The 25,713-nt window shown below is 58.6% G+C and carries 26 protein-coding genes; 18 read left to right on the top strand and 8 right to left on the bottom strand.

Annotation, left to right across the window (positions count from 1 at the left end):
• Nucleotides 1-57: 57 nt before the first annotated feature.
• The 3 genes from OQH67_RS12725 (at nt 58) to OQH67_RS12735 (ending at nt 3,075) form a co-directional block, all read left to right on the top strand.
• Nucleotides 58-615, top strand: coding sequence for a YqgE/AlgH family protein (locus OQH67_RS12725; protein WP_161981253.1), 558 nt, complete (start codon nt 58-60; stop codon nt 613-615).
• Between the two features lie 11 nt (nt 616-626).
• Nucleotides 627-1,328, top strand: coding sequence for a YggS family pyridoxal phosphate-dependent enzyme (locus OQH67_RS12730; protein WP_215435078.1), 702 nt, complete (start codon nt 627-629; stop codon nt 1,326-1,328).
• A 100-nt stretch (nt 1,329-1,428) separates the two neighbouring features.
• Nucleotides 1,429-3,075 carry a GTPase family protein gene (locus OQH67_RS12735; RefSeq protein ID WP_149873320.1) on the top strand — a complete coding sequence of 549 codons (1,647 nt, stop codon included), beginning with the start codon at nt 1,429-1,431 and terminating at the stop codon, nt 3,073-3,075.
• A gap of 114 nt (nt 3,076-3,189) precedes the next feature.
• Here the strand turns inward: OQH67_RS12735 and OQH67_RS12740 are convergent, their stop codons facing one another.
• The 3 genes from OQH67_RS12740 to OQH67_RS12750 are packed head-to-tail and all read right to left on the bottom strand — an operon-like array spanning nt 3,190 to nt 5,977.
• A complete protein-coding gene (locus tag OQH67_RS12740; RefSeq protein WP_215435077.1) occupies nt 3,190-3,780 on the bottom strand; it encodes a 5-formyltetrahydrofolate cyclo-ligase in 591 nt (196 codons plus the stop codon).
• Nucleotides 3,747-4,625 (bottom strand): ABC transporter ATP-binding protein, encoded by an 879-nt coding sequence (locus OQH67_RS12745; RefSeq protein ID WP_265145535.1) that lies wholly within the window; start codon nt 4,623-4,625, stop codon nt 3,747-3,749. Before OQH67_RS12745 ends, OQH67_RS12740 begins: the two co-directional genes overlap by 34 nt.
• Nucleotides 4,626-4,636: 11 nt before the next feature.
• On the bottom strand, nt 4,637-5,977 hold the full coding sequence (locus tag OQH67_RS12750) for a dipeptidase (RefSeq protein WP_215435075.1): 1,341 nt from the start codon (nt 5,975-5,977) through the stop codon (nt 4,637-4,639).
• A gap of 153 nt (nt 5,978-6,130) precedes the next feature.
• Between OQH67_RS12750 and hprK the strand changes: the two genes are divergently transcribed.
• The 7 genes from hprK (at nt 6,131) to OQH67_RS12785 (ending at nt 12,957) form a co-directional block, all read left to right on the top strand.
• Complete coding sequence (gene hprK / locus OQH67_RS12755) at nt 6,131-7,099, top strand: HPr(Ser) kinase/phosphatase (protein WP_067572977.1); 969 nt, start codon at nt 6,131-6,133, stop codon at nt 7,097-7,099.
• Nucleotides 7,100-7,176: 77 nt separating this feature from the next.
• Nucleotides 7,177-7,443 (top strand): HPr family phosphocarrier protein, encoded by a 267-nt coding sequence (locus OQH67_RS12760; protein ID WP_067572974.1) that lies wholly within the window; start codon nt 7,177-7,179, stop codon nt 7,441-7,443.
• A 46-nt stretch (nt 7,444-7,489) separates the two neighbouring features.
• On the top strand, nt 7,490-9,271 hold the full coding sequence (gene ptsP, locus OQH67_RS12765; protein ID WP_215435074.1) for a phosphoenolpyruvate--protein phosphotransferase: 1,782 nt from the start codon (nt 7,490-7,492) through the stop codon (nt 9,269-9,271).
• A 121-nt stretch (nt 9,272-9,392) separates the two neighbouring features.
• Nucleotides 9,393-11,084 carry a sulfatase gene (locus tag OQH67_RS12770; RefSeq protein WP_215435073.1) on the top strand — a complete coding sequence of 564 codons (1,692 nt, stop codon included), beginning with the start codon at nt 9,393-9,395 and terminating at the stop codon, nt 11,082-11,084.
• 101 nt (nt 11,085-11,185) lie between these two features.
• A complete protein-coding gene (gene argF, locus OQH67_RS12775) occupies nt 11,186-12,103 on the top strand; it encodes an ornithine carbamoyltransferase (RefSeq protein WP_215435072.1) in 918 nt (305 codons plus the stop codon).
• An 18-nt stretch (nt 12,104-12,121) separates the two neighbouring features.
• Nucleotides 12,122-12,544: a SufE family protein gene (locus OQH67_RS12780; RefSeq protein WP_067572967.1), complete on the top strand. Its 423-nt coding sequence runs from the start codon at nt 12,122-12,124 to the stop codon at nt 12,542-12,544.
• A 14-nt stretch (nt 12,545-12,558) separates the two neighbouring features.
• Nucleotides 12,559-12,957, top strand: a complete 399-nt coding sequence (locus OQH67_RS12785) for a PEGA domain-containing protein (RefSeq protein WP_215435071.1) — start codon at nt 12,559-12,561, stop codon at nt 12,955-12,957.
• 253 nt (nt 12,958-13,210) lie between these two features.
• On the opposite strand, the gene OQH67_RS12790 is transcribed toward OQH67_RS12785, so the two are convergent.
• Entirely contained in the window at nt 13,211-15,247 is a 2,037-nt protein-coding gene (locus tag OQH67_RS12790; protein ID WP_215435070.1) for an alpha amylase C-terminal domain-containing protein, read from the bottom strand.
• 295 nt (nt 15,248-15,542) lie between these two features.
• Here OQH67_RS12790 and OQH67_RS12795 point away from each other — a divergent pair, with 295 nt between their 5' ends.
• Nucleotides 15,543-16,307 (top strand): glycosyltransferase family 32 protein, encoded by a 765-nt coding sequence (locus OQH67_RS12795; RefSeq protein WP_215435069.1) that lies wholly within the window; start codon nt 15,543-15,545, stop codon nt 16,305-16,307.
• Nucleotides 16,285-17,556 (top strand): polysaccharide pyruvyl transferase family protein, encoded by a 1,272-nt coding sequence (locus OQH67_RS12800; protein ID WP_215435068.1) that lies wholly within the window; start codon nt 16,285-16,287, stop codon nt 17,554-17,556. The genes OQH67_RS12795 and OQH67_RS12800 overlap by 23 nt, the downstream gene beginning before the upstream one ends.
• A gap of 100 nt (nt 17,557-17,656) precedes the next feature.
• Here the strand turns inward: OQH67_RS12800 and OQH67_RS12805 are convergent, their stop codons facing one another.
• The 3 genes from OQH67_RS12805 to OQH67_RS12815 all read right to left on the bottom strand — a co-directional run bounded on the left by OQH67_RS12805 (nt 17,657) and on the right by OQH67_RS12815 (nt 20,557).
• Nucleotides 17,657-18,685 (bottom strand): glycosyltransferase family 2 protein, encoded by a 1,029-nt coding sequence (locus OQH67_RS12805; protein WP_215435067.1) that lies wholly within the window; start codon nt 18,683-18,685, stop codon nt 17,657-17,659.
• 304 nt (nt 18,686-18,989) lie between these two features.
• On the bottom strand, nt 18,990-19,607 hold the full coding sequence (locus tag OQH67_RS12810) for a tetratricopeptide repeat protein (protein WP_215435066.1): 618 nt from the start codon (nt 19,605-19,607) through the stop codon (nt 18,990-18,992).
• 101 nt (nt 19,608-19,708) lie between these two features.
• A complete protein-coding gene (locus tag OQH67_RS12815; RefSeq protein ID WP_215435065.1) occupies nt 19,709-20,557 on the bottom strand; it encodes a hypothetical protein in 849 nt (282 codons plus the stop codon).
• 158 nt (nt 20,558-20,715) lie between these two features.
• On the opposite strand from OQH67_RS12815, the gene OQH67_RS12820 reads away from it, so the two are divergent.
• From OQH67_RS12820 to OQH67_RS12845, 6 genes are all read left to right on the top strand, one after another.
• Nucleotides 20,716-21,459, top strand: a complete 744-nt coding sequence (locus tag OQH67_RS12820) for a class I SAM-dependent methyltransferase (RefSeq protein WP_215435064.1) — start codon at nt 20,716-20,718, stop codon at nt 21,457-21,459.
• A gap of 242 nt (nt 21,460-21,701) precedes the next feature.
• A complete protein-coding gene (locus OQH67_RS12825; protein WP_215435063.1) occupies nt 21,702-23,087 on the top strand; it encodes a UTP--glucose-1-phosphate uridylyltransferase in 1,386 nt (461 codons plus the stop codon).
• A gap of 31 nt (nt 23,088-23,118) precedes the next feature.
• Nucleotides 23,119-23,628, top strand: a complete 510-nt coding sequence (locus OQH67_RS12830) for a hypothetical protein (RefSeq protein ID WP_215435062.1) — start codon at nt 23,119-23,121, stop codon at nt 23,626-23,628.
• Nucleotides 23,615-23,977 (top strand): peptide chain release factor family protein, encoded by a 363-nt coding sequence (locus OQH67_RS12835; protein ID WP_215435061.1) that lies wholly within the window; start codon nt 23,615-23,617, stop codon nt 23,975-23,977. The genes OQH67_RS12830 and OQH67_RS12835 overlap by 14 nt, the downstream gene beginning before the upstream one ends.
• A gap of 146 nt (nt 23,978-24,123) precedes the next feature.
• On the top strand, nt 24,124-24,561 hold the full coding sequence (locus OQH67_RS12840; protein WP_215435060.1) for a MarR family winged helix-turn-helix transcriptional regulator: 438 nt from the start codon (nt 24,124-24,126) through the stop codon (nt 24,559-24,561).
• 9 nt (nt 24,562-24,570) lie between these two features.
• Nucleotides 24,571-24,894, top strand: coding sequence for a DMT family transporter (locus OQH67_RS12845; protein WP_215435059.1), 324 nt, complete (start codon nt 24,571-24,573; stop codon nt 24,892-24,894).
• 120 nt (nt 24,895-25,014) lie between these two features.
• Here the strand turns inward: OQH67_RS12845 and coaD are convergent, their stop codons facing one another.
• Nucleotides 25,015-25,542, bottom strand: a complete 528-nt coding sequence (coaD, locus tag OQH67_RS12850) for a pantetheine-phosphate adenylyltransferase (protein ID WP_215435058.1) — start codon at nt 25,540-25,542, stop codon at nt 25,015-25,017.
• Nucleotides 25,543-25,713 lie beyond the last annotated feature (171 nt).

Raw genomic sequence — 25,713 nt, forward strand, 5'->3', positions numbered from 1 at the left:
CTGTTTGAACGCGCGGTTGCGCGCCTTCGTCACATTTGTTAACATGCGCATATGGAGATGATGGAACACGAAGATATCAGCAACGCTAATCTAGCCGGGCATCTGCTGGTGGCCGCTCCCTACCTGGAAGGCGGTGGATTCCACCATTCCGTCATTTTCCTGAGTCGGGTGGAGGAGGAATTTGTCATCGGCTACATCCTGAACCATCCGGCCAACATGACCGTAGGAGACGTAGCTCCCAGCACGGACATTCCTGCGTCCCTTTATTCCGTCCCCATCTTCAAGGGCGGTCCGGTGGAGCGCAACCAGCTCATTTTCGCCGCCTTTTCCCGCACGGAGGAGAAATTGCGCGTCCAGTTCCACCTTCAGGAGGAACAGGCGCTGGAATACGCGGAAGACCCCCATGTCATGCTGCGCGCCTATGTGGGGCACAGCGGTTGGACGCTGCCCCAGCTGCGCAGGGAGCTGAACGACCGCGCGTGGTACGTTTCCCCCATGGTTCCGGACCTTTGCCTGGAGCCGGATTATTCCAAGGTGTGGGCCATGGCCATGCGCCGCCTGTCCCCGCTGCACCAGATCATGAGCCACGCGCCCGCACAGCCTTCCTTGAACTGATATCACCCGTCATGAGCATCCAACAAAACCTGGAACACATTATCTCCCGCATCCGCGCCGCGGAAGCACGCGCCGGACGCCCGAAAGGGTCCGCCCGCCTGGTAGCCGTCAGCAAAACGTTTCCGGCCTGCGACGTCCTGGCCTGCTACGATGCGGGACAGCGCGTCTTCGGAGAAAACAGGGTTCAGGAAGCCCTGGAAAAGATTCCCGCCCTGCCGCCGGACACGGAATGGCACCTTATCGGCCCCCTCCAGCGCAACAAGGTGCGCAAGGCCCTCGAACATTTCACGCTGATCCATGCCGTGGATTCCCTGCGCCTGGCTCAGTTCCTGGACACGGTAGCGCAGGAGACGGGCAAACGCCCCCGCATCCTGCTGGAAGTCAACGTCGGGGCGGAAGACAGCAAATTCGGGTTTTCCCCGGAACTTCTGGAACGGGACTGGGAAGAACTGGCACGGCTCGGCCATATCGAGATCGCCGGCCTGATGTGCATTCCCCCTCCCGTGGATGATCCGGAGGAGGCGCGCCCCTATTTCCGCCGCCTGCGGGAGCTGAGGGATTCCCTGGCCGTCAAAAGCGGAATGCCGCTTCCGGAGTTGTCCATGGGCATGAGCCACGACTTTGAAACCGCCGTGGAGGAGGGAGCCACCCTCGTCCGCGTGGGCACGGCCCTTTTCGGAGGCAGGGCGTATGCCCCGGCGCCGTCATTTTAATTGGACAGAAGGAATTGCGGCGTGTAGGGTTGCTGAAGAGGAAGGGAAAGCCCCGGACGGTTTTTTGATTTCATAACCCATGCTGACAGGAGGGAAAAATGTGATTCCGCATGCGGTGCGGGACGTAGCGGATGCCGCCGCGGCATTTTCCGCGCGCATTGGTCCGGACAGGCATTTCGATTCCCAGAAGGATGTGGAGGAAGCGCTGGAGGAATGCTGCACTCCGCAGAACGTCACCGTCATCGGCCTGACGGGCTCCGGCAAGTCCTCCACGCTGGACGCCCTGGCGGGGGAATACTTCTGCTCCCGCGTTTCCAGCGAAGCCACCCTGATACGCTGGCAATACAAGCCCAACCCCGCCCCGCACACCCATGAATGGGTGGAGGACCGCTTCTACCCGTCGGATTCCCTGCTGAACCTGGAGTTCTGGGACACCATCGGCCTGGAACAGCCTGCCGCCCCCCAGCGGCTGAAGCATATCGTCCCCAAGTCGGACGCCGTGCTGGTCGTCATTTCCGCCAAAGACGGCAATGAACCCGCCATCTGGGAGTATTTGAAAACGCTGGAGGAACGGCTCCATTCCCGCATGGTGCTGGTCATCACCCACGCGGAGCTTCTGCCTTTTGAACAGCTTCAGGCGCTGAAGGAGGAGATGCGCTCCGTCTCCCGGGAACATCTGGGCGTCCAGCTTCCCCTGTACCCCATCACTCCCGCGGGGGAGCGCGCGGGCGAGGGAGTGGAAGCCCTGAGAACCTGCGTTCAGGAGGTTCTGAAACGGAGCCCCCTGACGGACAGGCGCGTGGAACGCCTGCTGCTGGCCACGGACCGCCTGCTGGAGGAACAGGGAAAGGTGCTCAATGAACTGCACCGCCTTTCCAAGCTGGATTCCGGCTTCCTGACTTCCATTGACCGGGAAATCGACCGCATCCAGCTTCAAATGGAGGAGGAAATGCCCGCAAGGCTGAAGGCATACGCGCAATACGTCCAGGATTGCGTGCCGCGGCTGGGTAAAAAGTCCGCCCGGCAGTTGGGACGCTTCCTTTCCATCAGAAGGACGATGATCCTGCACAAGCTTCCCCCCGTCATCGACGAATGGTTTTATGAACTGGTCAAGTCGGGCATCGAAGAACGGCACGCCTACTACAACAAGGAGTTTCTCAACATCTGCCAAACACACTGGAACCACGTGCGCCCGCGCGTCAGGGAGCAGTGGGATTGCGACATCGGGGAATTCCCGGCAGCCCGGCTCCAGGCGGACCTGGAGGTGTACAAGGAACGGCTGGGACGCTCCGTGTACATGCCGCTGAAGGATTTCGGCATCAAGCCGTGCCTCAGCAAGCTGTTCCTGGACCAGGAAGACGTGATGCGGACGGAACTCAAGCTGATGCTCGTCATGGTCATTCTGGGCGCGTTGCTGGGCAGCTTCGGGGAACACGGGGCGGGATTCGCCTGCCTGGGCGTGGCTCTGGTCCTGTGGCTGGGGAGCAATCTGGGACTGGCCTGGATGCAGTACCGGCTGTCCAAGCAGATCGTCTCCGCGGCGTCTGAAATGAGCATTGCGATTGACTGCGGCCTGCGCACTCCCCTTTATGAAGCCATGATCAGCGGCCTTTCAGATTACCGCAAACTGTACGCGGATATCCGCGGCCAGGTGGCCGGAGGCGTGGAGCACCTGACGCCCCTGCTCAATGCACGCTATGACCTGTTCTACAAGCTGACCGTGCAGAAGCACCGGTTCCGCATTTAACCCTCCTACTTTTCCGGGCGCCCTGCCCGCTCCGGGGAATTTCCGTTTTCCCTTCCATTCGCACTTCCGCAAACGGGCTTTTGCGGAATATTGCGGAATACGCAGCTATGCGCATTACTCCATGCCGGAGGTGACGACCATGTCCGCCTTTTTGTCGTGCGGTTCCACAGGCAGATCGTCCAGAAGCTGGCAGGGGAAGCAAACGCCGGCCAGCGGAACGTCGCGCGCGGGACCGGCCAGCAGGGTATCGTAAAAACCGCCTCCGTAGCCCAGCCTCCTGCCGTCCCGCGTGAAGGCGGCTCCCGGCAGAACAATCAGGTCCAGTTCCCCCGCGTGCAGTTCCGGACATGCCGGACCGGGTTCCCGGATGTCCCAGCTGCCCGTGACGAATTCCCCGCCATGGCACACGCGGTGAAAACTCAACCGGCGCCCTTCATGCACCAGAGGAAAATACCATTCCCGTTCCGGCATCATGTCCAGCAGGGGCAGCAGGTCCACCTCCCCCGGCCTGGCGGCAAAGACGGCCACGCGCCGATAGTCTTTTTCCCGTGCCAGGGCCGCCAATTTCCGGCAGATGTCCAGGGACATGGCCTGCCGGGCGGCGGCGTCCAGTTCCGCAATCCTCCCGCGGATCATGCGGCGCAGTTCCCGCTTGGCGGCCGGCAGTCCTCCTATTGTTCCGGATTGGGGTGCTTCGCTTTCCATTCCAGCAGGCTTTTAAGAAATACGCTTTCCAGTGAATTGCGGGGGTGCCCGTCCTCCAGCCACACGGCGCGCCCGTCTTCCCGCACCATTTTTTTCAATTCCTCCAGAAGACAGGGGGAGGCGTGTTCCAGCAGGATTTCCTGCTTGTCGGAGTCCCTCGTCAGTTCGTTCATGGAGCCTTCCGCAATGAGAAGGCCCTTGAAGATGATGCCCACCCGGTCGCACACTTCCTGAACCTGCTCCAGAAGGTGGGAGCACAGGAACACGGTCATGCCGCGGTTCTTGAGGTTTTCAATGATGTTCCGGATGTCCCGGGAACCGAGGGGGTCCACCCCGGCGGTCGGTTCGTCCAGCACCACCAGGCGGGGGGACTGCACCAGGGCCTGGGCCATGCCGATGCGCTGGAGCATGCCTTTGGAATAACCGCCCAGACGGCGGTCCGCGGCGTCCGACAGCCCCACCAGGTCCAGCAGTTCCCTTACTTTTTCCTTCAGGCTTCTGCCGCTGAGTCCGCACAGCTTTCCGTAAAAGGCCACGGTTTCCGCTCCGGTCAGGAATTTGTAGAAGTACGGGTTTTCCGGCAGAAAGCCCACTTCCTCCCTGCTGTCCGGGGACAGGCTGGATTTGCCGAAGATGGAGCAGGAGCCCCGCGTGGGCCTCACCAGACCCAGCAGGGCCTTCATCAGCGTGGATTTGCCGGATCCGTTGGGACCGATCAGGCCGTACACCTCCCCCTGCCGGATGTTCATGTCCACCCCACGCACGGCGTGCACCACGGGCTTGCCCAGACCGGTCTTGAAGGTCTTGTGCAGATTGACTATTTCAGCGGCGGCAGGCTGGTTCATAGGAGGGGGGATTACCGTTTGATCTGCCCCAGGCGGCGCAGGAGTATCTGGCTCATTTCTATTCCCTTGGTGAACAGTTCCACGGAGAAGTTTTCATTGGGGGAATGGATGCGCGCGTCCGGCAGGCACATGCCCAGCATCAGCGCATCCGCTCCCAGCACGTTTTTCATTTCCTCAATGATCGGGATGCTGCCGCCTTCGCGCACCAGCACCGGCTTGCGCCCGAAGGCTTCCTCCAGGGCCTGCTGCGCGGCGAGGCCGAATTCGGAGTTGGGATCGCAGACATAAGCCCTGCCGCTGTGCTCCCGCTTGAATTCCACGGACACCCCTCTGGGCGTATGCGTTTTCACGTGCTCTTCCAGCAGGGATTCGATCCGTTCCGGGTCCTGTCCCGGCACCAGGCGGCAGGATATTTTGGCGAAGGCGCGACTGGGAATGATCGTCTTGCTGCCCTCTCCCTGGTAACCGCCGCCGATGCCGTTGAGCTCCAGCGTGGGGCGCGCGTAAATGCATTCCGCCCCGGTGAATCCGGCTTCCGTCACCACGGTATCCACTCCCGTCAGCTTCGCCAGCTCTTCATTGCTCATGCCGGGCACGGTGGCCCACATGCTGCGTTCCCAGGTGGCGATGGATTCCACGCCGTCATAAAATCCCCTCACGGCCACGCGGCCTTCCGAATCATGAAAGGAAGCGATGATTTCCGCCAGAGCGGTGACGGGGTTGGCTACCGCCCCGCCGAACACGCCGGAATGCAGGTCGGCGGACGGTCCCTTCACGATGATTTCCGCGCCCGCCAGGCCGCGCAGGCCGTAGGAAAAGGTGGGGGTGTCCGGAGCGGCCATGCCGGTATCGGAGACAACGATGACGTCGCAGGCCAGTTCATCCCTGTGTTCCTTCAGGAAGAGGGAAAGACTGCCGCTGCCGACTTCCTCCTCCCCTTCCAGCAGGAAGATCACGTTCACGGGCAGATGCCCGCCGTTCTGGCGCTGGAGTTCCTCCACGCCCAGAATGTGGGCGAACAGCTGGCCCTTGTTGTCCGTGGCTCCGCGGGCGTAAATTTTGCCGTCGCGCACTTCCGGTTCAAAGGGGTCGGATTCCCACAGCTCCACCGGGTCCACGGGCTGCACGTCGTAGTGGCCGTAAATCAGCACGGTCGGCCTGCCTTCCTCCCGGGGGCTGCGCCCCACCACGACGGGATGCCGGTGCGTCTTGTGCGCCACGGCTTCAAATCCCATGCCGGAGAGCTTGTCCACCAGCCAGTCCGCGCAGTCGCTCACGTCCCGGGCATGCTCCTTCTGCGCGGAGATGCTGGGAAACCTTAACAACGTAGCCAATTGATCCAGTCTGTTCATGGCACCATGAGACCATGCCTGGGCCCTCAAATCAACAGGTAAAGTGTGGCATTCCCTTCCGGAACGGGGCTTTTTTCAAAAAAATGGGCCATCGGGGCGGTCCGGGAATATATTTGATTGCCCTGGAGCTTCGTTTGTCCCTTTAATAAGCCTATGTTCAGTAAATCCAAAGTGAAAAAAGTGGATTTCGTCACCCTGTCCAAATTTTACGGCAAATACAAGGAAGCCCTCCAGCTTGAGCTGATCAACAGCCCGGCGGGCCTCACCCGCCACATTTGCGAACCGGCGCTCAACCGTCCCGGCCTGGCCATTGCCGGGTTTTACTCCTACTTCGCCAACAAGCGCATCCAGGTATTCGGCTCCGCGGAGCTGGCCTACCTCCAGAAACTGCCGGAAGGAATGCGCAAATCCCGCATCCAGCGCATGTTCCGGTGCGAGGTGCCGGGCATCGTCTTTTCCCGGGACCAGGACCCTCCCCAGGAGATCGTGGAACTGGCTGACGAGGCCGGGGTCTGCGTTTTCCGCACCAGCCTGGTCACCATGAAATTCGTCAACTCCGCCACCATCATTCTGGAAAACGAATTTGCGGAAAGCATGACCCTGCACGGCTGCATGGTGGACGTGCGCGGCGTGGGAGTGCTGATACGCGGCAAGAGCGGCGTGGGTAAGAGTGAAACGGCCCTGGGCCTGATCGAACGCGGGGCGGCCCTCGTGGCGGACGACATGGTTTACGTGCGCAACGTGGGCGGGGAACTGGTGGCAAGTGCGCCGGAGATGAGCCGCGGCTTCATGGAGGTGCGCGGCCTGGGCATCGTCAACATCACCACCCTGTTCGGGCTGAAGTCCCTGCGCCACAACAAGCGGCTGGACCTCATCGTCACGCTCATTCCAGCCAGGGACCAGGAACAGCTGGACAGGCTGGGCCTGGAGAGGGAAGGCCTTGATGTTCTGGGGGAAAAGGTGCTGCATGTCCAGCTTTCCGTGGCCCCCGGCAGGGACATCGCCCGCCTGGTGGAAGTGGCCGCCATGGACTACCATCTCAAGGACATGGGCATCGACATGGCCGGGGAGTTCAACCGCCGCCTCATGTCAAACTTCCAGGCCCCGGAAAGCGGCGACTGACAAAAAACTCTTGGAAAAAAGCTCTTATTAGTGTACTTACCGTTTTAGCAACCGCTTCACCCCTTACTTCTATTTCCATGGTTACCAAGGAACTCACCATCATCAACAAACTCGGCATCCATGCCCGCCCGGCTGCTCAATTCGTCAAACTGGCCAGCAGTTTCGATGCAGACATCGTCGTGGAAAAGGATGGCGAAGAAGTTGATGGAAAGAGCATTCTGGGCCTCATGATGCTGGCCGTGGGACACGGTTCCAAGATCACCGTCACGGCTGAAGGGAAGGACGAGCAGCAGGCGCTCGACGCGCTGGAAGACCTGGTCGCCCGCAAATTCGAAGAAGATTGAACATATTCCGGCTCATGGCCATGAGTCCGGGCCAGAAAGCCCGCAGATGATTCAGGAACCCATTTCCACGGAAGAAATACATCTCCAGGGCATTCCTGTTTCTCCCGGCATCGCCCTCGGTAAAATCAGGATCCAGATCAAGGGGTCCAAGGAACCGGTCGCCTACGACATTGAGCCGGACGAGGTGGATTCCGAACTGGTGCGCTTTCACCGCGCCCTCCAGACGACCGCGGTGCAGATCAGGGCCCTGCGCGAGCGCATGATCCAGATTTCCGGGGAAAAGGAAGCCGCCATTTTTGACGCCCACATTCTCCTCCTCCAGGACAAGATCATCCTCGACCAGGTCCGCACGGAACTGGCCAGGCGCCTCCAGAACGTGGAGCATATCTTCTACGTGGTCATGCAGAACTACATGGAAGTCCTGCGCCGCGTGGACGACCCCTATCTGCGGGCCAAGACGGCGGACATGGAGGACATCATGCAGCGGGTGATCGACAACCTGCGCAGCACGGAACCGCCGGAGGAAGACGAGGCGGACGAGGAAGAGCCCGAAATCCTCGTGGCGTACGACCTGACGCCTTCCGACACCGCCGCGGTGGACGCCAGCCAGATTCACGGATTCGCCACGGAAATAGGGTCCTCCGTTTCCCATACGGCCATTCTTGCGCGCTCCATGGGCATTCCCGCCGTGGTGGGGCTGGAACAGGCGCTGCTGAATGTGGAAAGCCACGCTCCGGCCATCCTGGACGGCTACAAGGGCGTCCTCATCCTCAAGCCCTCCACGGAGACCGTGGAATACTACAAGCGGCTCCAGGTGGAGAAGGAAAAGGCGTACAAGGCCCTGGAAGCCCTGCGGGACCTGCCCACCGTCACCCGGGACGGCCGCAGCATCCGGCTCTCCGTCAACGTGGAATTCCCCCACGAATACTCCGGCATCAAGGAAGTGGGCGCGGAAGGCGTAGGGCTGTTCCGCACGGAGTTCTTCCTGCTGGGCAATCCATCCGGCATGCCGGATGAAGAAGAGCAGATGCACTATTACAAAAAACTGGCGGAAGGCTGCGCCCCCCACGGCGTCATCTTCCGCACGCTGGATTCCGGAGGCGACAAGCTGCCCTGCGAACGGCTCGACACTCCGGAACCGAACCCCTTCCTGGGCTGGCGGGGCATCCGCGTTTCCCTGAGCCGTCCGGAACTGTTCAAGCAGCAGCTCCGCGCCATTCTGCGCGCCTGCGCGGACACGCCCGGCTGCGGCATCATGTTCCCGATGATTTCCGGCTATACGGAAGTAATCACCGCCAAGCACATCCTCCAGGAATGCCGGGAAGAACTGGAACGGGAAAAAATCCCCTACGCGCGGGACTTGAAAGTGGGCATCATGATTGAAGTCCCCAGCGCCGCCATCATGACGGACGTGCTTGCGAAGGAAGTGGACTTCTTTTCCGTGGGAACCAACGACCTGACCCAGTACACGATTGCCGTGGACAGGGTCAACAACCGCGTAGCCAACATGTTCCGCCCCACGCACCCGGCCGTGGTGCGCATCATCGGCATGACGATTGCCGCCGGTGACAAGGAAGGCATCCCGACGGCCATCTGCGGGGAAATGGCGGGTGACATCACCCTGCTGCCCCTGCTGGTGGGGCTGGGGGCCACCTCCATGTCCGTGGGCGTCCACCTGGTTCCCATCATCCGCTACGCCATCCGCAATCTGGACTACGGCCAGTGCCGGGAGATGGCCGGGAAAGCCCTCTGCGCTCCCAACAGCCGGACCATTGTCAATCTGAGCCTGGCCCTGGCCCGGGAATCCTATCCGGCCCTGTTCGAATAAAGCCGGAGCACGGCCGGGAAACCGTTCTATCCCGCATCCGGCAAAAAACATGGCCGGGCAGACATGCAGTCTTGACAGATTCACGCGTCACGTGCGTTATATTATTATCAGCATTTTCACCATGAGATATTCCAAAACCGCCGCCTCTCTCGCCCTGTGCCTGCTCGGCACCGCATTTTCAGCCTCTGCTGCGACTCCGGCGGCAACTGCCGCCCCGGCCGCCCAGAAACGCCCCAACATCATTTTCTTCCTGGTGGACGACATGGGCTGGCAGGATACCTCCCTGCCCTTTTGGAGGGAAGCCGACGGCACGCCCAAACCCACCTTCCTGAACAAACGCTACCGCACGCCGAACATGGAGGTCCTGGGCAAACAGGGCATGGTCTTTACGGACGCCTATGCCCAGCCCATCTGCTCCCCCACCCGGTGCAGCCTCATGTCCGGGATGAACTCCGCCCGGCACCGCGTGACGAACTGGACGCTTCTGCGGGACAAAACCACGGATGCGGGCCACAAGGCGCTCCAAGCCCCTCCGGACTGGAGCGTCAACGGCATTCAGCCGGCAGGCACCAAATCTTCCGGAACCACTCATCTGCCGCTGACGGAACAGGAAATCCGGTACAAGATGGACAAGCCTTTCACTCCTGTCCTGGCCCTCCCCGCCCTGCTCAAGAAGCAGGGATACACGACCATTCACTGCGGAAAGGCCCACTTCGGCACCAAAAACACGCCGGGAGCCAACCCCAAACTCTTCGGGTTCGACTACAACATCGCCGGCACGGAAATCGGCGGTCCTGCGGATTACCGGGGTTCCCAGAAATACGGCACCGGCAATTTCCACGTCCAGGGCCTGGACGAGAACAACTATTATGAAAACGACACCTTCCTGACGGAAGCTCTCACTCAGGAAGCTCTCAAACGCCTGGATGCCATCCGCCAGGACCCCAGGGAAGCCAACAAGCCTTTCTATCTGTACATGGCCCATTACGCCATCCACGCCCCTTTCGACATGCGCGGCTATGACAAGCGTTTTGCGGAAAACTATTCCAATCCCAACGACGGCCACAAATGGTCCGACAACGAGAAGAGGTATTCCGGCTTGATCGAAGGGATGGACAAGAGCCTGGGCGACATCCGGGAATACCTGAAAAAGAACAATCTGGATAAAAACACCATCATCATTTTCATGGCGGACAACGGCGGCCTGGCCATCAGCGGCCGCATGGGCAACAAGGAATCCAACTATCCCCTCAGCTTCGGCAAGGGGTCCAACCGGGAGGGCGGCATCCGCGAGCCGATGATCGTGTACTGGCCCGGCGTCACCAAGGCGGGAAGCGTCTGCACCACGCCCGTTATCATTGAAGACTTCTTCCCCTCCATTCTGGAAATGGCGGGAGCCAGAAAGATAAAAACGCCCCAGGTCGTGGACGGCAAGAGTTTCGTACCACTGCTGAAAGGCGGCAAAATGACCGCCAACCGTCCCCTGCTCTTCCATACGCCCAACGTGTGGGGGGAAGGAAACGGCAACAGCCCCCTTTATTCCCCCAGCACCGCCATGCGCCAGGGCGACTGGAAGCTGATTTACTGGCACCCCACCCAGAAGTTCGAACTGTTCAATATCAAGGAAGACATCAGCGAAGAAAACAACCTGGCGGACAAGCACCCCGAACGGGTGAAAGCCATGGCCAAGGTCATGACCGCCCTGCTCAAGGACCGCAAGGCCCAGATGCCCACCTACAAGAAGAACAACCCCGCGGGGGCCCGCGAAGGCTCGCCCGTGCCGTGGCCGGACCAGGCCGCCGCCAGGCTTTAAAGGCATTTGTTCCCCTCCCCGGAAAGCCGCATTATTCCCTTTTCTTTTAAAGGAACCGGGAGTATGGTGCGGCTTTCCTGTTTTTATTCCCTTTCCAACATATGAAAAACCTCCTTTCCATAGAACAGCTCACCGGAGACGAAATCAGGGACCTGCTGGCCCTGGGCCACAAGCTCAAGGCGGAACGCGGCCACCATGAACACCTTCCCCTGAAAGGCCAGACCTGGGCGCTGATCTTTTCCAAATCTTCCACCCGCACCCGCGTCTCCTTTGAAGTGGGCATCAGCGAGCTGGGAGGGCGCCCCATGTTCCTTTCCGTCCATGACATCCAGCTGGGGCGGGGAGAACCCGTCAAGGACACCGCCCGCGTGCTGGGCCGTATGATCCACGGCGCGGCCATCCGCACCTACGGACAGCAGGAAGTGGAGGAATTCGCCTCCTTCTCCGGTATTCCCACCATCAACGCGCTGACGGACGAGGAACATCCCTGCCAGATACTGGCGGACCTGCTGACCATTGAAGAGCTTTACGGCCCCGGCTCCTGGAAGGACATGAAAATCGCCTTCGTCGGAGACGGGGACAACAACATGTCCCGCTCCTGGATGTGGGCGGCCAAGCGGCTGGGCTTCACGCTCGCCATCGGCGCGCCCACCAATTACCTGCCGCTGGAAGATTTCCGCAGGCATCTGGACTGCGACAACGTCATTTTTACCACGAACCCCGTGGAAGCCGTCCGGGACGCCTCCGTCATCAACACGGACGTCTGGCTTTCCATGGGCCAGGAGGCGGAAGGACAGTCCAAGGAAAAGCACTTCTACCCCTACCAGGTGAACGAGGAACTGCTGGCTCACGCGGCCCCCGGCCATTCCGTGTTCCACTGCCTGCCCGCCTACCGCGGGAAGGAAATCACGGAAGACGTGCTGGAACGCTTCGCCCCGGTCATCTTCCAGGAGGCGGAAAACCGGGTGCATGCCCAGAAAGCCGTTCTCGCCACGCTTGCCGAAGCCAGCAAGGCATAACCTTTCCATTCCCCCGCCATGAATTACGAAGAACGCCTGCAAGACCTGCTGGACGAACTGGACCTGTTCCAGGACTGGACGGAACGCTACGAATACATCATCAGCCTGGGCAAAAAGCTTCCCCCGCTGGAGGAGGCGTACAAGACGGACGAGTCCCTCATCAAGGGCTGCCAGTCCAGGGTGTGGGTGCATACGGAACAGGACAGCAACGGCCTTCTGAAACTCTACGCGGACAGCGATTCCCTGATTACCAAGGGTCTCATCGCCGTATTCGTACGCCTGCTCTCCGGCCTGCCGCCGGAAGAAGTCCTGAAAGCGGACATGTCCAAGCTGGACAAGACCGGACTCAAGGACCACCTGGCGCCCACCAGGGCCAACGCCCTCAACTCCATGGCAGCCCAAATCAAGCAGGCCGCCATGCGCATGGTTGAAAACAAGTAACCGTCCCTTCCCCCATGTTCTCCAGACTCCTTCCCCCTCTGGCCCTTCTGGCCGCCGCGGCCTGTTCCTGCATCTCATGCAGCAGCACTTCCGGAGACATGACGATACGCAGCATTCCTTCCGGGGCCAGCCTGCGCGTCAACGGGGAGTACGTGGGGCAGGCTCCCGCCACCCTCTCCCTGAACAGGCACAAGCCCATTCACGTGGCGGCGGACAAGCCGGGCTACTACTCCGCGGAAAAAACCTTCCACCCGGAAATGACCACGGGAGGGGCCATTCTGTGGGGACTCAACAACGAGAAGTCTAAAAACTTCAAGACCGATACCCTGACCATCCGTCTCAAAAAGAGAAATTCCGAAGCGCCCCCGCTGGAGAAACTGCCTCCGGCATGGGAGCAAGGCCATAAGCTTTAGTAAGGGCACGGGCCGGAAAAGTTGATTCATCCACAGCCATTCAGAGAGGCAACGGCCATCCTTTTTCCATCAGGGACCGCAACGCCCGGATTTCTCCCGGCTTCAGGCTTCACCGGGCATCAGGAGAGTGCCCTCCCTTTCTTTTGTAAAACGGCAAAACCGTCCGCCATTTCCCCAATCCGCATCTTCAGGGAATCCGGAAAAGGTGCCGGCGCATTCCTTTCACCGGCCAGGGCGGCGATTACGGCATCCGCTACGCATCCGGTTCAGCGGGACGGGCCATCACGGCGGACCCCACCCTTTTCAGCACCAGGGCCGTGCGGGGAAGCAGGTACAGGGAGAGCCTGCCCTCTTCATCCGTGAAATGGTGCACGGATCCGTCCTGCCGCCCGAATCCGCCGAACCGGGCATTGTCCGTATCCAGCACCACCTTCCATTCCCCTTTCTGGGGTGCGGGCAGCGTGTAGTCCATGATCGCCCGGTCCCCGGACCAGTTGAATACGAAGACAAGCCCCCCGCGATGGAAGGCCATGATCTGGTTTCCCTCGTCAATATTCAGCGGGAACGGCGGGGGATTGTTCAGCAGGCGCGCCTCCAGGGCCAGCTGCACCATGGCATGGTCAAAAGCGTTCAGGAACTTGAACCTCAATCCGGGGTTGTCCACCAGCGACCACTGGCGGCGGCAATGGCTGTAGGACCAGCCGTTGCCCTCCCGCGGAAAATCAATCCATTCCGGATGCCCGAATTCGTTGCCCATGAAGTTCAGCCAGCCTTCCCCGCCCGCGGCCAGAGTCACCAGGCGGATCATCTTGTGCAGGGCCATCCCGCGGTCAATGACCAGGCTTTGCTGGTCCACGGCCATCTTCCAGTACATTTCCTCATCCATCAACCGGAACGCCAGGGTCTTGTCCCCCACCAGGGCCTGGTCATGGCTCTCGCAGTAGGCCACGTGCGGTTCTCCGTAACGCCTGTTCGTCAGCGTGTACCACATGTCCCCCATGCTCCATTCCTCGTCCTTCCTCTCCTTGAGCAGCTTGATCCAGTAATCCGGAATGCCCATGGCCAGCCTGTGTGAAAAACCAATGCCGCCTTCATCCACCGGACGGCACAGCCCCGGCATGCCGGACATGTCTTCCGCAATCGCAACGGCGCCCGGCTTCACCCGCTGGATCAGCGTGGAAGCCAGCTGCAGGTAGGCGACGGCATCCGGATCAACGGAGGAGCCGAAGTACGCGCCCAGCTCCCCGAACGGCTCATGCCCCCTGTGGAAGTACAGCATGGACGTTACGCCGTCAAAGCGGAAGCCGTCGAACCGGAACTCTTCCAGCCACCACCGGACGTTGGAAAGCAGGAATTCGATCACCTCGTCCCGGCCGTAGTCAAAGCAGCAGGAATCCCAGTCCGGATGGCGGCCGCGCTCCCCGGGCAGAAAATACATGCCGCCGGAACCGTCGAAGTCGTTCAGCCCCTCGGCCTCGTTCTTCACGGCGTGGGAATGCACCACATCCAGAAGCACGGCAATGTTCAGGCCGTGCGCCTGGTCGATCAGGTACTTCAAATCCTCCGGCGTTCCGAAACGGGAGGAAGGCGCGAAAAACGAAGAAACATGATAACCGAACGAGCCGTAATAGGGATGCTCCTGCACGGCCATCAGCTGGACGGTGTTGTACCCCAGGGCCGCGATGCGGGGAAGCACCTGGTCCGCAAACTCGCGGTACGTGTGCACGCGCTCCTCCTCCCCGCTCATCCCCACGTGCGCCTCATAAATGAACGGCACGTCCACTCGGGAAGGGTCGAACCCGGAGTTCCTCCACTCGTAAGGACGTTCCGGCATCCATATTTCCCCGGAAAAATCATAGGTGGAAGGGTCCTGGACCGTCCTGGTGATCCAGGCGGGAATCCGGTCCTTGCCCGTGCCGTCCGCCCCCACCACGTGGACTTTCACCTTCTGGCCGTGGGCGAGGGAATCCGGAGGAAGGGTGATTTCCCACACGCCGCGTTCATTCCGCACCAGCGGATGGCTCCTGCGGTCCCAGCCGTTGAAATCTCCCGTCAGGAACAATCCGCGCGCGGCGGGCGCCCATTCCCGGTAGGTCCATGCCCCCGTCCCCGAGTCCCGGTTGAATCCGTAATAGCGGTAGCCCTCCGCATGCCTTTCCAAGGTCCCGGAACGCTGAATGATCCTCTTCATCTTCAGATCAAACAAACGCTGGCGGTCGCGGATCTGGCGCGCATACGGCTGCAGCCATCCGTCGGCCATCACCAGGCCGGGAATCGGGGGTCTTCTCATTATTCAATGATACTCCGCCGTAATCAGCAGGGTCAAGGAGAAAGCCGTCCCCCCTCCCCCATGCATCCGCACAAAAATGCAGGAGTCTTCCGTTCAGCATCCTTCCCCTGTCCGCAAATGCCGGACATTCAGGAAGAAAACCGGAGGAAAAGTTGACAAAAAACAGCTTCCATTCAAAGATGGATGCCGTGCACGCCTGCCGGACACTCTTCCCGGAAGCCGTTCCGCAAGTCTCCCTTCCTGCCATTCCCGGCTATCGTCAATCCCGCTAGAAGTTCAACATATTCACCATGATATGATTAAAAAAATCCATTATTGCTGGTTCGGCTCTCCTGTTCCTGAAGCAGTCCGGCAAAATGTCCGGAAATGGAAGGAACTGAATCCGGATTTTGAGATAATAGAATGGAATGAGTCCAATATTGACGTCTCACGTTTTGAATTTGGCAGAAGATGCCTGGAACAGAACAAATGGGGGTTTTTGGGAGACATCGTCCGCCTTCAGGCCCTGGTGGAGCACGGAGGTTTTTATTTGGACTGCGACGTGGAACTGTTCCAGCCCCTGTCCCGGCTTCCCGTGGACCATCGCTTTACGCTGGGGTACATGTATAACTGCGCTCTGGGCACCGCTTTTCTTTATGCTCCGCCGCAGCATCCCCTCTGCATCAGCCTTCTGAGCCTGCATAATGAAATAAGGAAAGAATGCTGGCCCGTTTCCAACACGATTTATACGGATTACTTCATCAATGAAGTACCCGAATTCCTGCTGAACGGAAAAAAATGGCAAAGCGATCTGGCAACCTTGTATCCCAAGGAGTTTTTCGAGCAACCCGCCTTCATCCGTTCCCGCGGTTTTTCCATCCACCACTGCTGCGGTTCCTGGATGCCGGGAAAAAGCCATTCCTTCATCCTGAACCAGGCATTCTGCCACCAGGTCAAATGGCTCAAGCGCAAGATCAATACGGCCCTGGCTCTCCGCAGGAACGAGTTTTATCCCTATTACCGTGCCGCTCTGAAGGGCGTTTCCCTGAAAAAGAATTATGACTGGCGTATCAGGCAATAACAGGAACACCCCTCCGCACTGGGACATCGCGCTGCTGGGACTGTGGTGGAGCTGCAACTATGGGGCTGTTCTAACGTCCTTCTCCCTGCACTGCGTATTATCCCGGCAGGGCTACAGGGTTCTTCTGCTGGACCATGCCCCCATGACCATGGCCTCCCATGTTAATGATCCTGGTTCCGTATTCCGCACGTTTTTCAGGGAGGAAGGAATAGAGTCCATTCCCATCTCTTCCCGCAGGGATGCGGAAAGGACGAACAGGCTGGCGGATACGTTCATCGCAGGTTCCGACCAGTTATGGAATTACAAATATACGCATAATCAGGATATGCAGTATTATCTTGATTTTGTGGATGGAGAAAAACGTAAAATCGCGTATGCCACCTCTCTGGGTGATTTGCCGGTTCAGCCTCCACAGGATTACCTGGACCGCATACCGCGTTATTTGGACTGTTTTCACGCCATTTCCGTGCGGGAAGGCGATTCCGTACGGACACTGCGGGAAAGATACCACATATCCGCCACGCATCTTGTTGATCCCGTTTTCCTGACAAGCATGGAGGACTGGAACCGGCTAACGCAGAAAGCCTCGCCCATGCCTGATGGAATGTTGACCTATTTTCTGGACATCACTGAATCCTACGGACAGGCCTGTGCAGCCATCTCACGCGAACTCGCCCTTCCCTCAGCACATTTACTGGACCCTTCCGGTGATATGGAACTCAAAAAACAGTATTTTCCGGAAGGCCGCGTGCATGCGGCAGCCACTATCTACGAATGGGTGCGCGCATTTCAGGATTGCAAATGTGTGATTACCGACTCATTTCACGGGACATGCTTCGCCATTATCTTCAACAAGCCCTTTTTGTGCATCAAAAACGCGCAAAGAGGAGCAACCCGCTTCACATCCCTGCTAAAGCAATTCGGCCTGGAAGACCGTCTCATTCATTCCCATGAAGAATTGCCCGGTAAAATTCATCTTCTGAGGTTCATGGATGAAGACGCCGTTTCCCTAAAGAAGCATTCCCTGAAACAGCGTGCTCTGGACTGGCTCCAGACCAATCTTTCCAATCCCGTTTCCGAGGAAACCAAGGAAAAGGGCATCAGGTGCCGACAAGAACTTTCCTGCTGGAGACCCTCCTGGAAGCTGCGTTTGAGGCGCCGCATCAGCAAACTGGCAAGATACTGCCTGAATGAGAAGCTCCAGAAAAAGATTTTCCCCATCATGGGAAAATTGATTCCGAGATCATGAGACTTTTTCCTGCAGGAAAGAGCCTGCATTCCGGCAGGGAATTTCAGTAAATCTCCAACGGAATACATATTCCCCGGCCTCCCGGCGCCTCATGGGCAAATCATCGCTTCAGGCGGTACATCAGACACAGCAGCCGGCCATAGACCGGCAAAGGCAGAAGCTTGAGAGGATTTCTTTTGAAGTATGGCCAATGCCGCATTTTCCGGCCCAACGTCATTTCCGGCCATTCAACCTCCATGCGGAGCTCCCGAATGAATTCTTTTCTATTTTCCAAATCCCTGCAGACAGACTCGATATGGGGAGAATTTTTATCCGGGCATGATTCCAAAAACATTTCCGTCATGCGCACAATAGCCTCCTGTGCCTGGATAAAAGATTGGTTGATGCCTTTCAAACGGCTGATTCCCTTAAGAAAAGTCTCCATATTCCGGTTCTTTAACCGGGGATTGATCCTGGAAATATTGGAACTGTGTTCAACATACAAAACGAGTTTGTTCCGCAAAACCACGAGTCCTTCATGCAGCCATGCCCTATGAGCTTCATACAAGTCCTCGCACATGGACAGATTCCGGATTTCCGAATAGGGGGCACGCAAGGAGCGTCTGATGGCGGATGCCGTTCCGAGAAACGCCCTGTGAGCAGTTCCATCCTGCGGAAGGAAGGCACGCAGGCCTTTATCCTCTTCCAAATGGGCAGGCCATACAGCCTGCCCGGCGGATTCGCAGACAACCAGTTCCACATCAGAGGCAATATATCTTGCCTGAGGGTACTTTATGATGGCTTCGGCAAGAATGCGGCAGCGGTGCGGGAAAGAGCGGTCGTCCCCGTCCATTCGCATAACCCATTCATGAGACGCCAGGGAATACACCTTTTCCAAATGGTCAGTGATACCCATGTTTTGCTCATTGCGGTTTAATTTGATGGAATGGGAGCCCCGGTACGCCTGCTCCATTTCCCTCATGATTTGGAAAGTTCCGTCGGAAGATGCATCATCTGAAAAAATATATTCCAGCTTTCCCGCGTAATCCTGATTCAAAACACTCTCAATCGCCCCCCGGATGCTACTTTCCTGATTAAATCCTGTTACAACAACAGTCAAGGCAGGCAATTCATGGAATGTATTTTGCATAAACACAGCATTCTTTTATCATATCTACATTCCTCCTTGAAACAAAACCATTAGATAATGGCGTCTCTGCATGCACATACCGGATTATGAATCCGGAGTCCAGCTACAATTCCAGAAGGGACCTGCGGATGCACGGCTGCATCCAGAAAACTCCGTGCAACAGAGAAAATGGAACGTTCCCCTTGTTTCATCAACACGCGCATCATGATCAAATCCTTCTACTTTTTCCAAGGGCGCATTCAAGGCTGTGCATTCTTTCCTCCCTCCCCCGGCTTTTGTTTGAAAAATGCGCCTTGCCTTCCACTCAGCGCAGCTCGTACAGCTTGTCCTTGGCGGCACGGCCGTAAGCCGTGTTCGGGTATCTCTTGACAGCCTCCTGCCAGTATTTCACGGCCTGCTCCGGATTATTGAGCAGGGAGGAATAAATTCCCCCTATTTTATACAGGAAAAGGGCGCGGTCCTCCTTCCTCCATCTTCGGGATGCCAAGCCTTCCTGTAATAATTCAACGGATTCCGCGTACTTGCGCATATCATTCAGCAGACCGGATTCCATCAGCCAGGGACGCACCATTCCGGGATTCTCCCTGCGATTGCGTTCCAAAAGCTCCAGGGCGCCCGCCGCGTCTCCGGCTCCCAGCATGCGCCGGGCCGCGTCCACCAGCACTTCCTCGTCCGTGGTGATGTTGGACGCATACAGGGTTTTCGTGACCAGGTCGCTCATGCCCGGAAGCAGGTATTTGACCACCAGCCATATTTCAAAGATAATGACCGGAATCAGTCCGCACAGGGCCTGGAGCGGACTCAGGGGAATGGCCCGCACCAGAAAGGCAAAGATCCCGAGAGGGAGCAGCAGCCACAACAGGCGTATGAAGGTATGGCGGGCAAGAATAAGAATCGTTTTCCACATGGCGGCATCTTTCATGAATCATACGTTATTCCCCGGACAGAGCAGGAAACGGCACATGCCGCCGAGGGTTTTCTTCCTCCCCGGACGGGGAGGAAAGACGCCCCCGGAGGCCGTTGTCAGAATCTGTACACGGCTTCCACGCCCACGCGGATGCGGAAGTCTTCAATGGTGCTCATGCCGGTATAGCGGCGGATATCGGAACGCGTGTTCCCCGCCCAGTCAAACTGGATGAAGGGAATGACGCGGAAGCCGTTCTGCGAATCCACGCCGGAAATGCGCACGGGAGCCGCCAGCTTGATGTTGAACTGGTCGAATCCGGCCACGCCGGCGCCCCAGTAGCTGGAGGAATAGCTGGTGCCCGCGCTCAGTTCCAAATCCACCTTTTCATGAATCAGGCCGCTCCAGCGCCTGCCCGCATTCAAATCGATGCGCCAGCCCGTCATGCCGTAAAAACCGTACTGGACATCCAGAGCGCCGAAATAGCCGTGCCCCGGATCGTCGTACGCCAGCCCGGCGGTAAAGGATTGGGCCACGGAATGGGGGGCCTTGCCCGTGTATTTGCTCAGATAGCCGGGAAGACCGCCGTAATTGAATTCATAACCGCCCCGGAAAGTCAGGTTCGGGAACAATTCCTTCACGGCCTTCCAGTCCGCGTCAAAAGCGTTCTTGTCGCTCAGCAGACCGTCGCAGAAGGCCAGGTATTCCGCACCGATTTCCTGCTTCCAGTCCTTGACAAGGTTCAAGTCCACTTCCCCGCCGAAGGTGAACACGCCGCTGCGATTCAGCAGGGAGGAGGCTACCAGGTCCTTGTAGGCATAGCGGGAGTCGTAGCCAATTCTGGCCGCGCCGCTGATCGTATCATTGTAGGCACTTGCCGGCCGGGGATCATATCCGTATCCGTCATAGGCGCCGGCGGAAACCGCGGCCAGGGCTCCGGCCGTCATGAACAGGGCTGTTGCTTTCATAGTAAACTTATCTTAACCATTCCACGCCGTCCAAAGCAAGCAGAATCCCGGACGCACGCGGAAAATGCGCCAGGGGCCATTTCCACCGCCGGAGCATGGTGAAATAATGCAGGGTTAGCCTTGGAGAACAAGCCCGTGACCTGTATGCTGGCGCCGTCATGGAGTGGAATGCGGATTTTTATGAAGACAAGCACGGCTTTGTCGCGGACTACGGGAAAGACCTGCTCTCCCACGTTCCGGACAATCCGGGACAGGCCATTCTGGACCTGGGCTGCGGCACGGGCGCACTCACGCAGGAACTGCTGGCCAAATCCGCCCATGTCGTCGGGGCGGACGCTTCCCCGGACATGGTGCGCAAGGCGCGGATGCTTCACCCGGACATCGACTTCCGGGTGGTGGACGCCTGCCGGATGCCGTGGTCCAACCGGTTCGACGTCGTTTTCTCCAATGCCGTTTTTCACTGGATTTCCGATCAAAAGGCCCTGCTGGAAAACATTTTCCGCGTGCTGAAACCCCAAGGCAGGCTGGTCTGCGAATTCGGCGCCGTCCGCAACATACACCGCATCCAGCAAGCCTTTCAATCCAGCCTTTCCCGGCAGAAAAGGCATCATGAAAATCCCTTTTACTTCCCCACCGTGGAGGAATACCGGAAACTGGTGGAACAGGCCGGACTGCACCCGGAACTGGTCATGGATTACGACCGCCCCACGCCGCTGAAGGACGGGGAGAACGGCTTGCGCAACTGGGTGCGGCAGTTTTTTGCCTCCGACCTGTCCCCTCTGCCGGGAGCCGGCCGCATCCGGATTCTTGAAGAGATGGAGTCCGCCCTCCGGGACGAGCTGTGGGACGGCACCCAATGGGTGGCCGACTACCGACGCATTCGGGTCATAGCCGTGAAATGACATTTTCCGCACCCGCTTTTCCATGAAAGGAAGGTTTCCTTTCCGTGCAGAGCTGCCACGGAAGCACCGGATATCCGGCTAAAGGAGGTTTTCGCGGAGCCACGCCCGGGCTTTTCCTTCTTTTCCTTCTTTTCCTTCCCGCATCCGGTCATTCCGGGTAAAAAGGGGAACTTCCGGAACTGCATGCGGGGTACGCGCATAATGCTTGAGAGTTCTCCGGTCATTTTGTACAACCCCCGGCAATGAGTACGTTCACTCCTTTTGAAGAAAAGATGGAGTCCGCGGGCATCTCCACCGCAGCCATCAAGGCATTTTCCCGCTGTTACGAAGCTCTCGTTTCCAACCATTCCGGCATGATCCCCGAAACGGACATCAGTCCGGCGGACCAGGTGGCGGACTGGACGAACATCACGGATTCCACGGCACCGGCCGGGAAAGACCTGATTTCCCAGTGCGTCTGCATCAAGCTCAACGGCGGCCTGGGAACGAGCATGGGACTCCAGAAGGCCAAGAGCCTGCTCAAGGTGAAGGGGGAGGACACTTTTCTCGATCTCATCGTCAGGCAGGTGAAACACCTGCGCACCGTATCCGGAACCCCGGTGCGCCTGCTGCTCATGAATTCCTTCTCCACCAGTGCGGACACGCTGGCCTATCTGGAAAAGTATGCGGCGGACGGTTTTGCCGACGCCCATCAGGTGGAACTGATGCAGAACCGCGTGCCGAAGATTTTGGCGGATACGCTGGAACCAGCCTCCTATCCGCAGCAGCCCGAACTTGAATGGTGCCCTCCCGGCCACGGGGACCTGTACCCGGCCCTGCTGGGTTCCGGCTGGCTGGACCGGCTTCTGGAAGACGGCGTCAAGTATGCCTTTATCTCCAATTCCGACAATCTGGGAGCCCAGCCTGACATGAATTTCCTGCGCTGGTTTGCGGAAAGCGGAGCCCCCTTCGTCATGGAAGTCACGCGCCGCACGGAGGCGGACAAGAAAGGCGGCCACCTGGCCGTCAGGAAGTCCGATGGTCACCTGATCCTGCGGGAGGTAGCCCAGTGCCCGGACGCGGACATCCCCGAATTCCAGAACATTTCCAAGCACCGTTATTTCAATACCAACACGCTCTGGATCCGCCTGGATTCCCTCAAGCAGATTCTGGACGCCAACGGAGGCGTACTCCCCCTTCCCATAATCCGGAACAGCAAGACGGTGAACCCCAGGGACCCGAAGTCCGCCAAGGTGTTCCAGCTGGAAACGGCCATGGGCGCGGGCATCGAATGCTTCCCCGGCGCGCGCGCCGTCAATGTGCCGCGCTCCCGCTTTTTCCCCGTTAAAACCACCTCCGACCTGCTTTTGCTGCGTTCCGACGCGGTTTCCGTAGATGCAGACGGCAAGGTGGCCCTGGCTCCGGAACGGAACGGAACCGCCCCCATCGTGGACCTGGACCCCGGGCTGTACAAGCTGGTGGATTCCCTGGACAGCCTCGGCCTGCCTTCCCTGGTGGGGCTGGACAAGCTGACCCTGCGCGGCCACTTCCATTTCCAGGACGGGGCCGTCCTTCAAGGCACCCTGCTGATGGAGAATAACACGGAGGAAACGAAGGAAATCCTTCCTGGCGTTTATGCTGGAGCCTGAACATACATCATCCGAAACACTTCCCAGTCCGGTGAAAACCGGCCTGGGGGTGGACGATATCCGCCACATTCCCGTGCAGGAGCGGGAATTGCGCTTTACGCGCAACCGGGCGGGAGCCCTGCTGACCGGGTCGGCTTTCCTGCTGATTGCCATAGCAGGCTTTCTCCAGCTTGCGGGGCACGGCACCATCACACCCTATCTTCCCGCTCCCTTGTGGGCCATGCAGGCTGCGGCCGTGGTCCCGGCCGTCCTCTTCCTGTATCTGGGGCTCCGCTGCCTGAAGCATGCGGCCGTCATCGTCACGCCTCTGGGCGTGGAAATTCTCCCCTTTGTGCGTCCGCGCCACACCATGCGGTGGCACCTCTGGCAGCAGATATGCTCCGCAGAGCGGGACGGAACACGGCTGACGCTCCGCCTGGCGGACGGAACAAACGCCGTCATCGGAATGGCTCCCCTGACGGCGGCCAGCCGGGACATGCTGGTCCATGCCGTTCAAGCGCGCCTCAACTCCCTGCATCACTCCGGTTATGGTAAGGCCTGAAAAACTCGCCGCCCTGAAGGAGCGCATGGAATCCCTGGGAATCCGGGAGCAGGACCTGGAGGAAAGTTTTGTTAGAGGCGCCGGGCGCGGCGGCCAGAAGGTGAACAAAACCAACAATTGCGTTTATCTGAAACATGTCCCGACGGGCATCGCCGTCAAGTGCCACGTGGACCGTTCCCGGGAGCTCAACCGCTTTCTGGCGCGCCGGGAACTGTGCGACGCCGTGGAACGGCAGCAGACAGGCCAGTGCGCCGCAAAAGCCCGCGTTATCCAGCGCATGCGCAAACAGAAGGACAGGCGCAGAAGGCGTTCTTCGGCGCATTCCCGGCCGCCAGCGGAAGACATGTAAGCAATCCCCGTGGACGCACCGCTGCATGTATCCCTGCTCCATGGGCAATTTCCGGTAGTCCCCGTTCTGCCGGACGGAACTGGTTTCTGTATTGACTTTCCGGTATGTCCTGATATTTTTAGTCCGAAATCAGACCATTTTATTGCATGCACCTCGACCTCAAATCCACGATCAGGCGTTACTACCAAATCTGGCTTGAAACCAACAATCTTTATTCCCAATGGGCCGAACAGCACGGAATCACGATCAACACACTTCTGGTGCTGTACATGGTGCGGAATACCGAACGCTGCACCCAGACGGACCTATGCAGGATACTCATGCTTCCCAAGCAGACGGTGAACAGCATCCTCAAAAACCTTGAAAGCCGTGGTTACGTTTCACAGCAGACGGATAGCGCCGACAGGCGCAGCAAGATCATCATTTTTTCCCCTGAAGGCAGGGATTATGCGGAACACGTCCTGGCCGAACTTTACGAGGCCGAATCGGAAGCGTTCAATGCCATGAGCCCCGAAGAGGTCAACGGATTGATCAGCCACAGCGGCGCGTACCTCCGCCATTTCCGGAAAGCCGCCCACCAATAGGAGGACGCCATGCCGTATTTGTATTTGCTGCTGTCCATAGCGGGAGAATTGATGGGGACTCTCTGCCTGAAATACGCGGAAGGGTTCACCCGTCCCTGGCCGACGGCAGGAGCCATTGCCGCCTATGTCATCTGTTTCTTTTTCCTGTCCAAATCCCTCAGGGGCATCGAGCTGAGCATCGCGTACGCTTCCTGGTCCGGCATCGGAATAGTGGCCGCCACCTGCCTGTCCGTATTCCTGTTCAAAGAGCATCTGAATGCCGCAGGCGTTTTTGCCATCGTCCTCATTGTGACGGGCACCGTGCTTCTGAATGTTTCCGGCTCGGCGCATTAGGGAGGAATTTTGGGCCGTCAAGGTTCGAGGGACTTTCCCCGGGCGGACGGCGGAAAAGGCACGGCAGACTTCCCCGGAAAATTCTCTGCGAGGGAAGGAGGCAAACCGCAGGGAATCTTCCTATTGGCCGCCCTGCCGGCGCATTTCCTCCGTCAGGGTTTTATATTTCTTCTTGAGCAGGGCGAACACGTTCGGGGGAACGTAACGGCTCACCTGGCTTTCCCATCCTTCCGGCCCGATCAGGCCCTTGATCATGCTGGAGGACAATTCCGCCGTATCGCGCGGGGGCATCAGGAACACGGTACAAACCTTGGGAGCCATATCCGCATTGATATGGCGCATCACGCGTTCATATTCATAGTCCTGAGTGGAACGGATGCCGCGCAGCATGAAGGAGGCCTCATGCTCCTTGGCAAAGTCCACCAGAAAGCGGTTGTGGAATTCGGCAATGCGGACCTCCGGCATATCGGAAAGCGCCGTACGAAGCATGTCCATGCGTTCTTCATGGGAAAACGTGTAATGCTTTTCCGGATTGTCGCCGATGGCCACAATCAGCTCATCAAACATCCGCGCCCCCTGCCTGATCATCCACAAGTGGCCATTGGTCAGGGGGTCGAAACTACCGGCGTACACGGCGATGCGCTTCATCCGTGCATGCTATACGCCCTCTTTTGGAAAATACAATCCTTTTCCATCATCCCTTGTGATCCCCTTTGCGAACATCATGGCCGAACCTCCGCTTTTCATCGGAATCCGTCTTGACAATTTTACGAACAGCTTTAAAGAGGAACTGTTCCCTGTGCAGCCGCGTGCAGGGAA

The organism is Akkermansia biwaensis (genome assembly GCF_026072915.1).
In the GTDB taxonomy this organism is placed as follows: domain Bacteria; phylum Verrucomicrobiota; class Verrucomicrobiia; order Verrucomicrobiales; family Akkermansiaceae; genus Akkermansia; species Akkermansia biwaensis.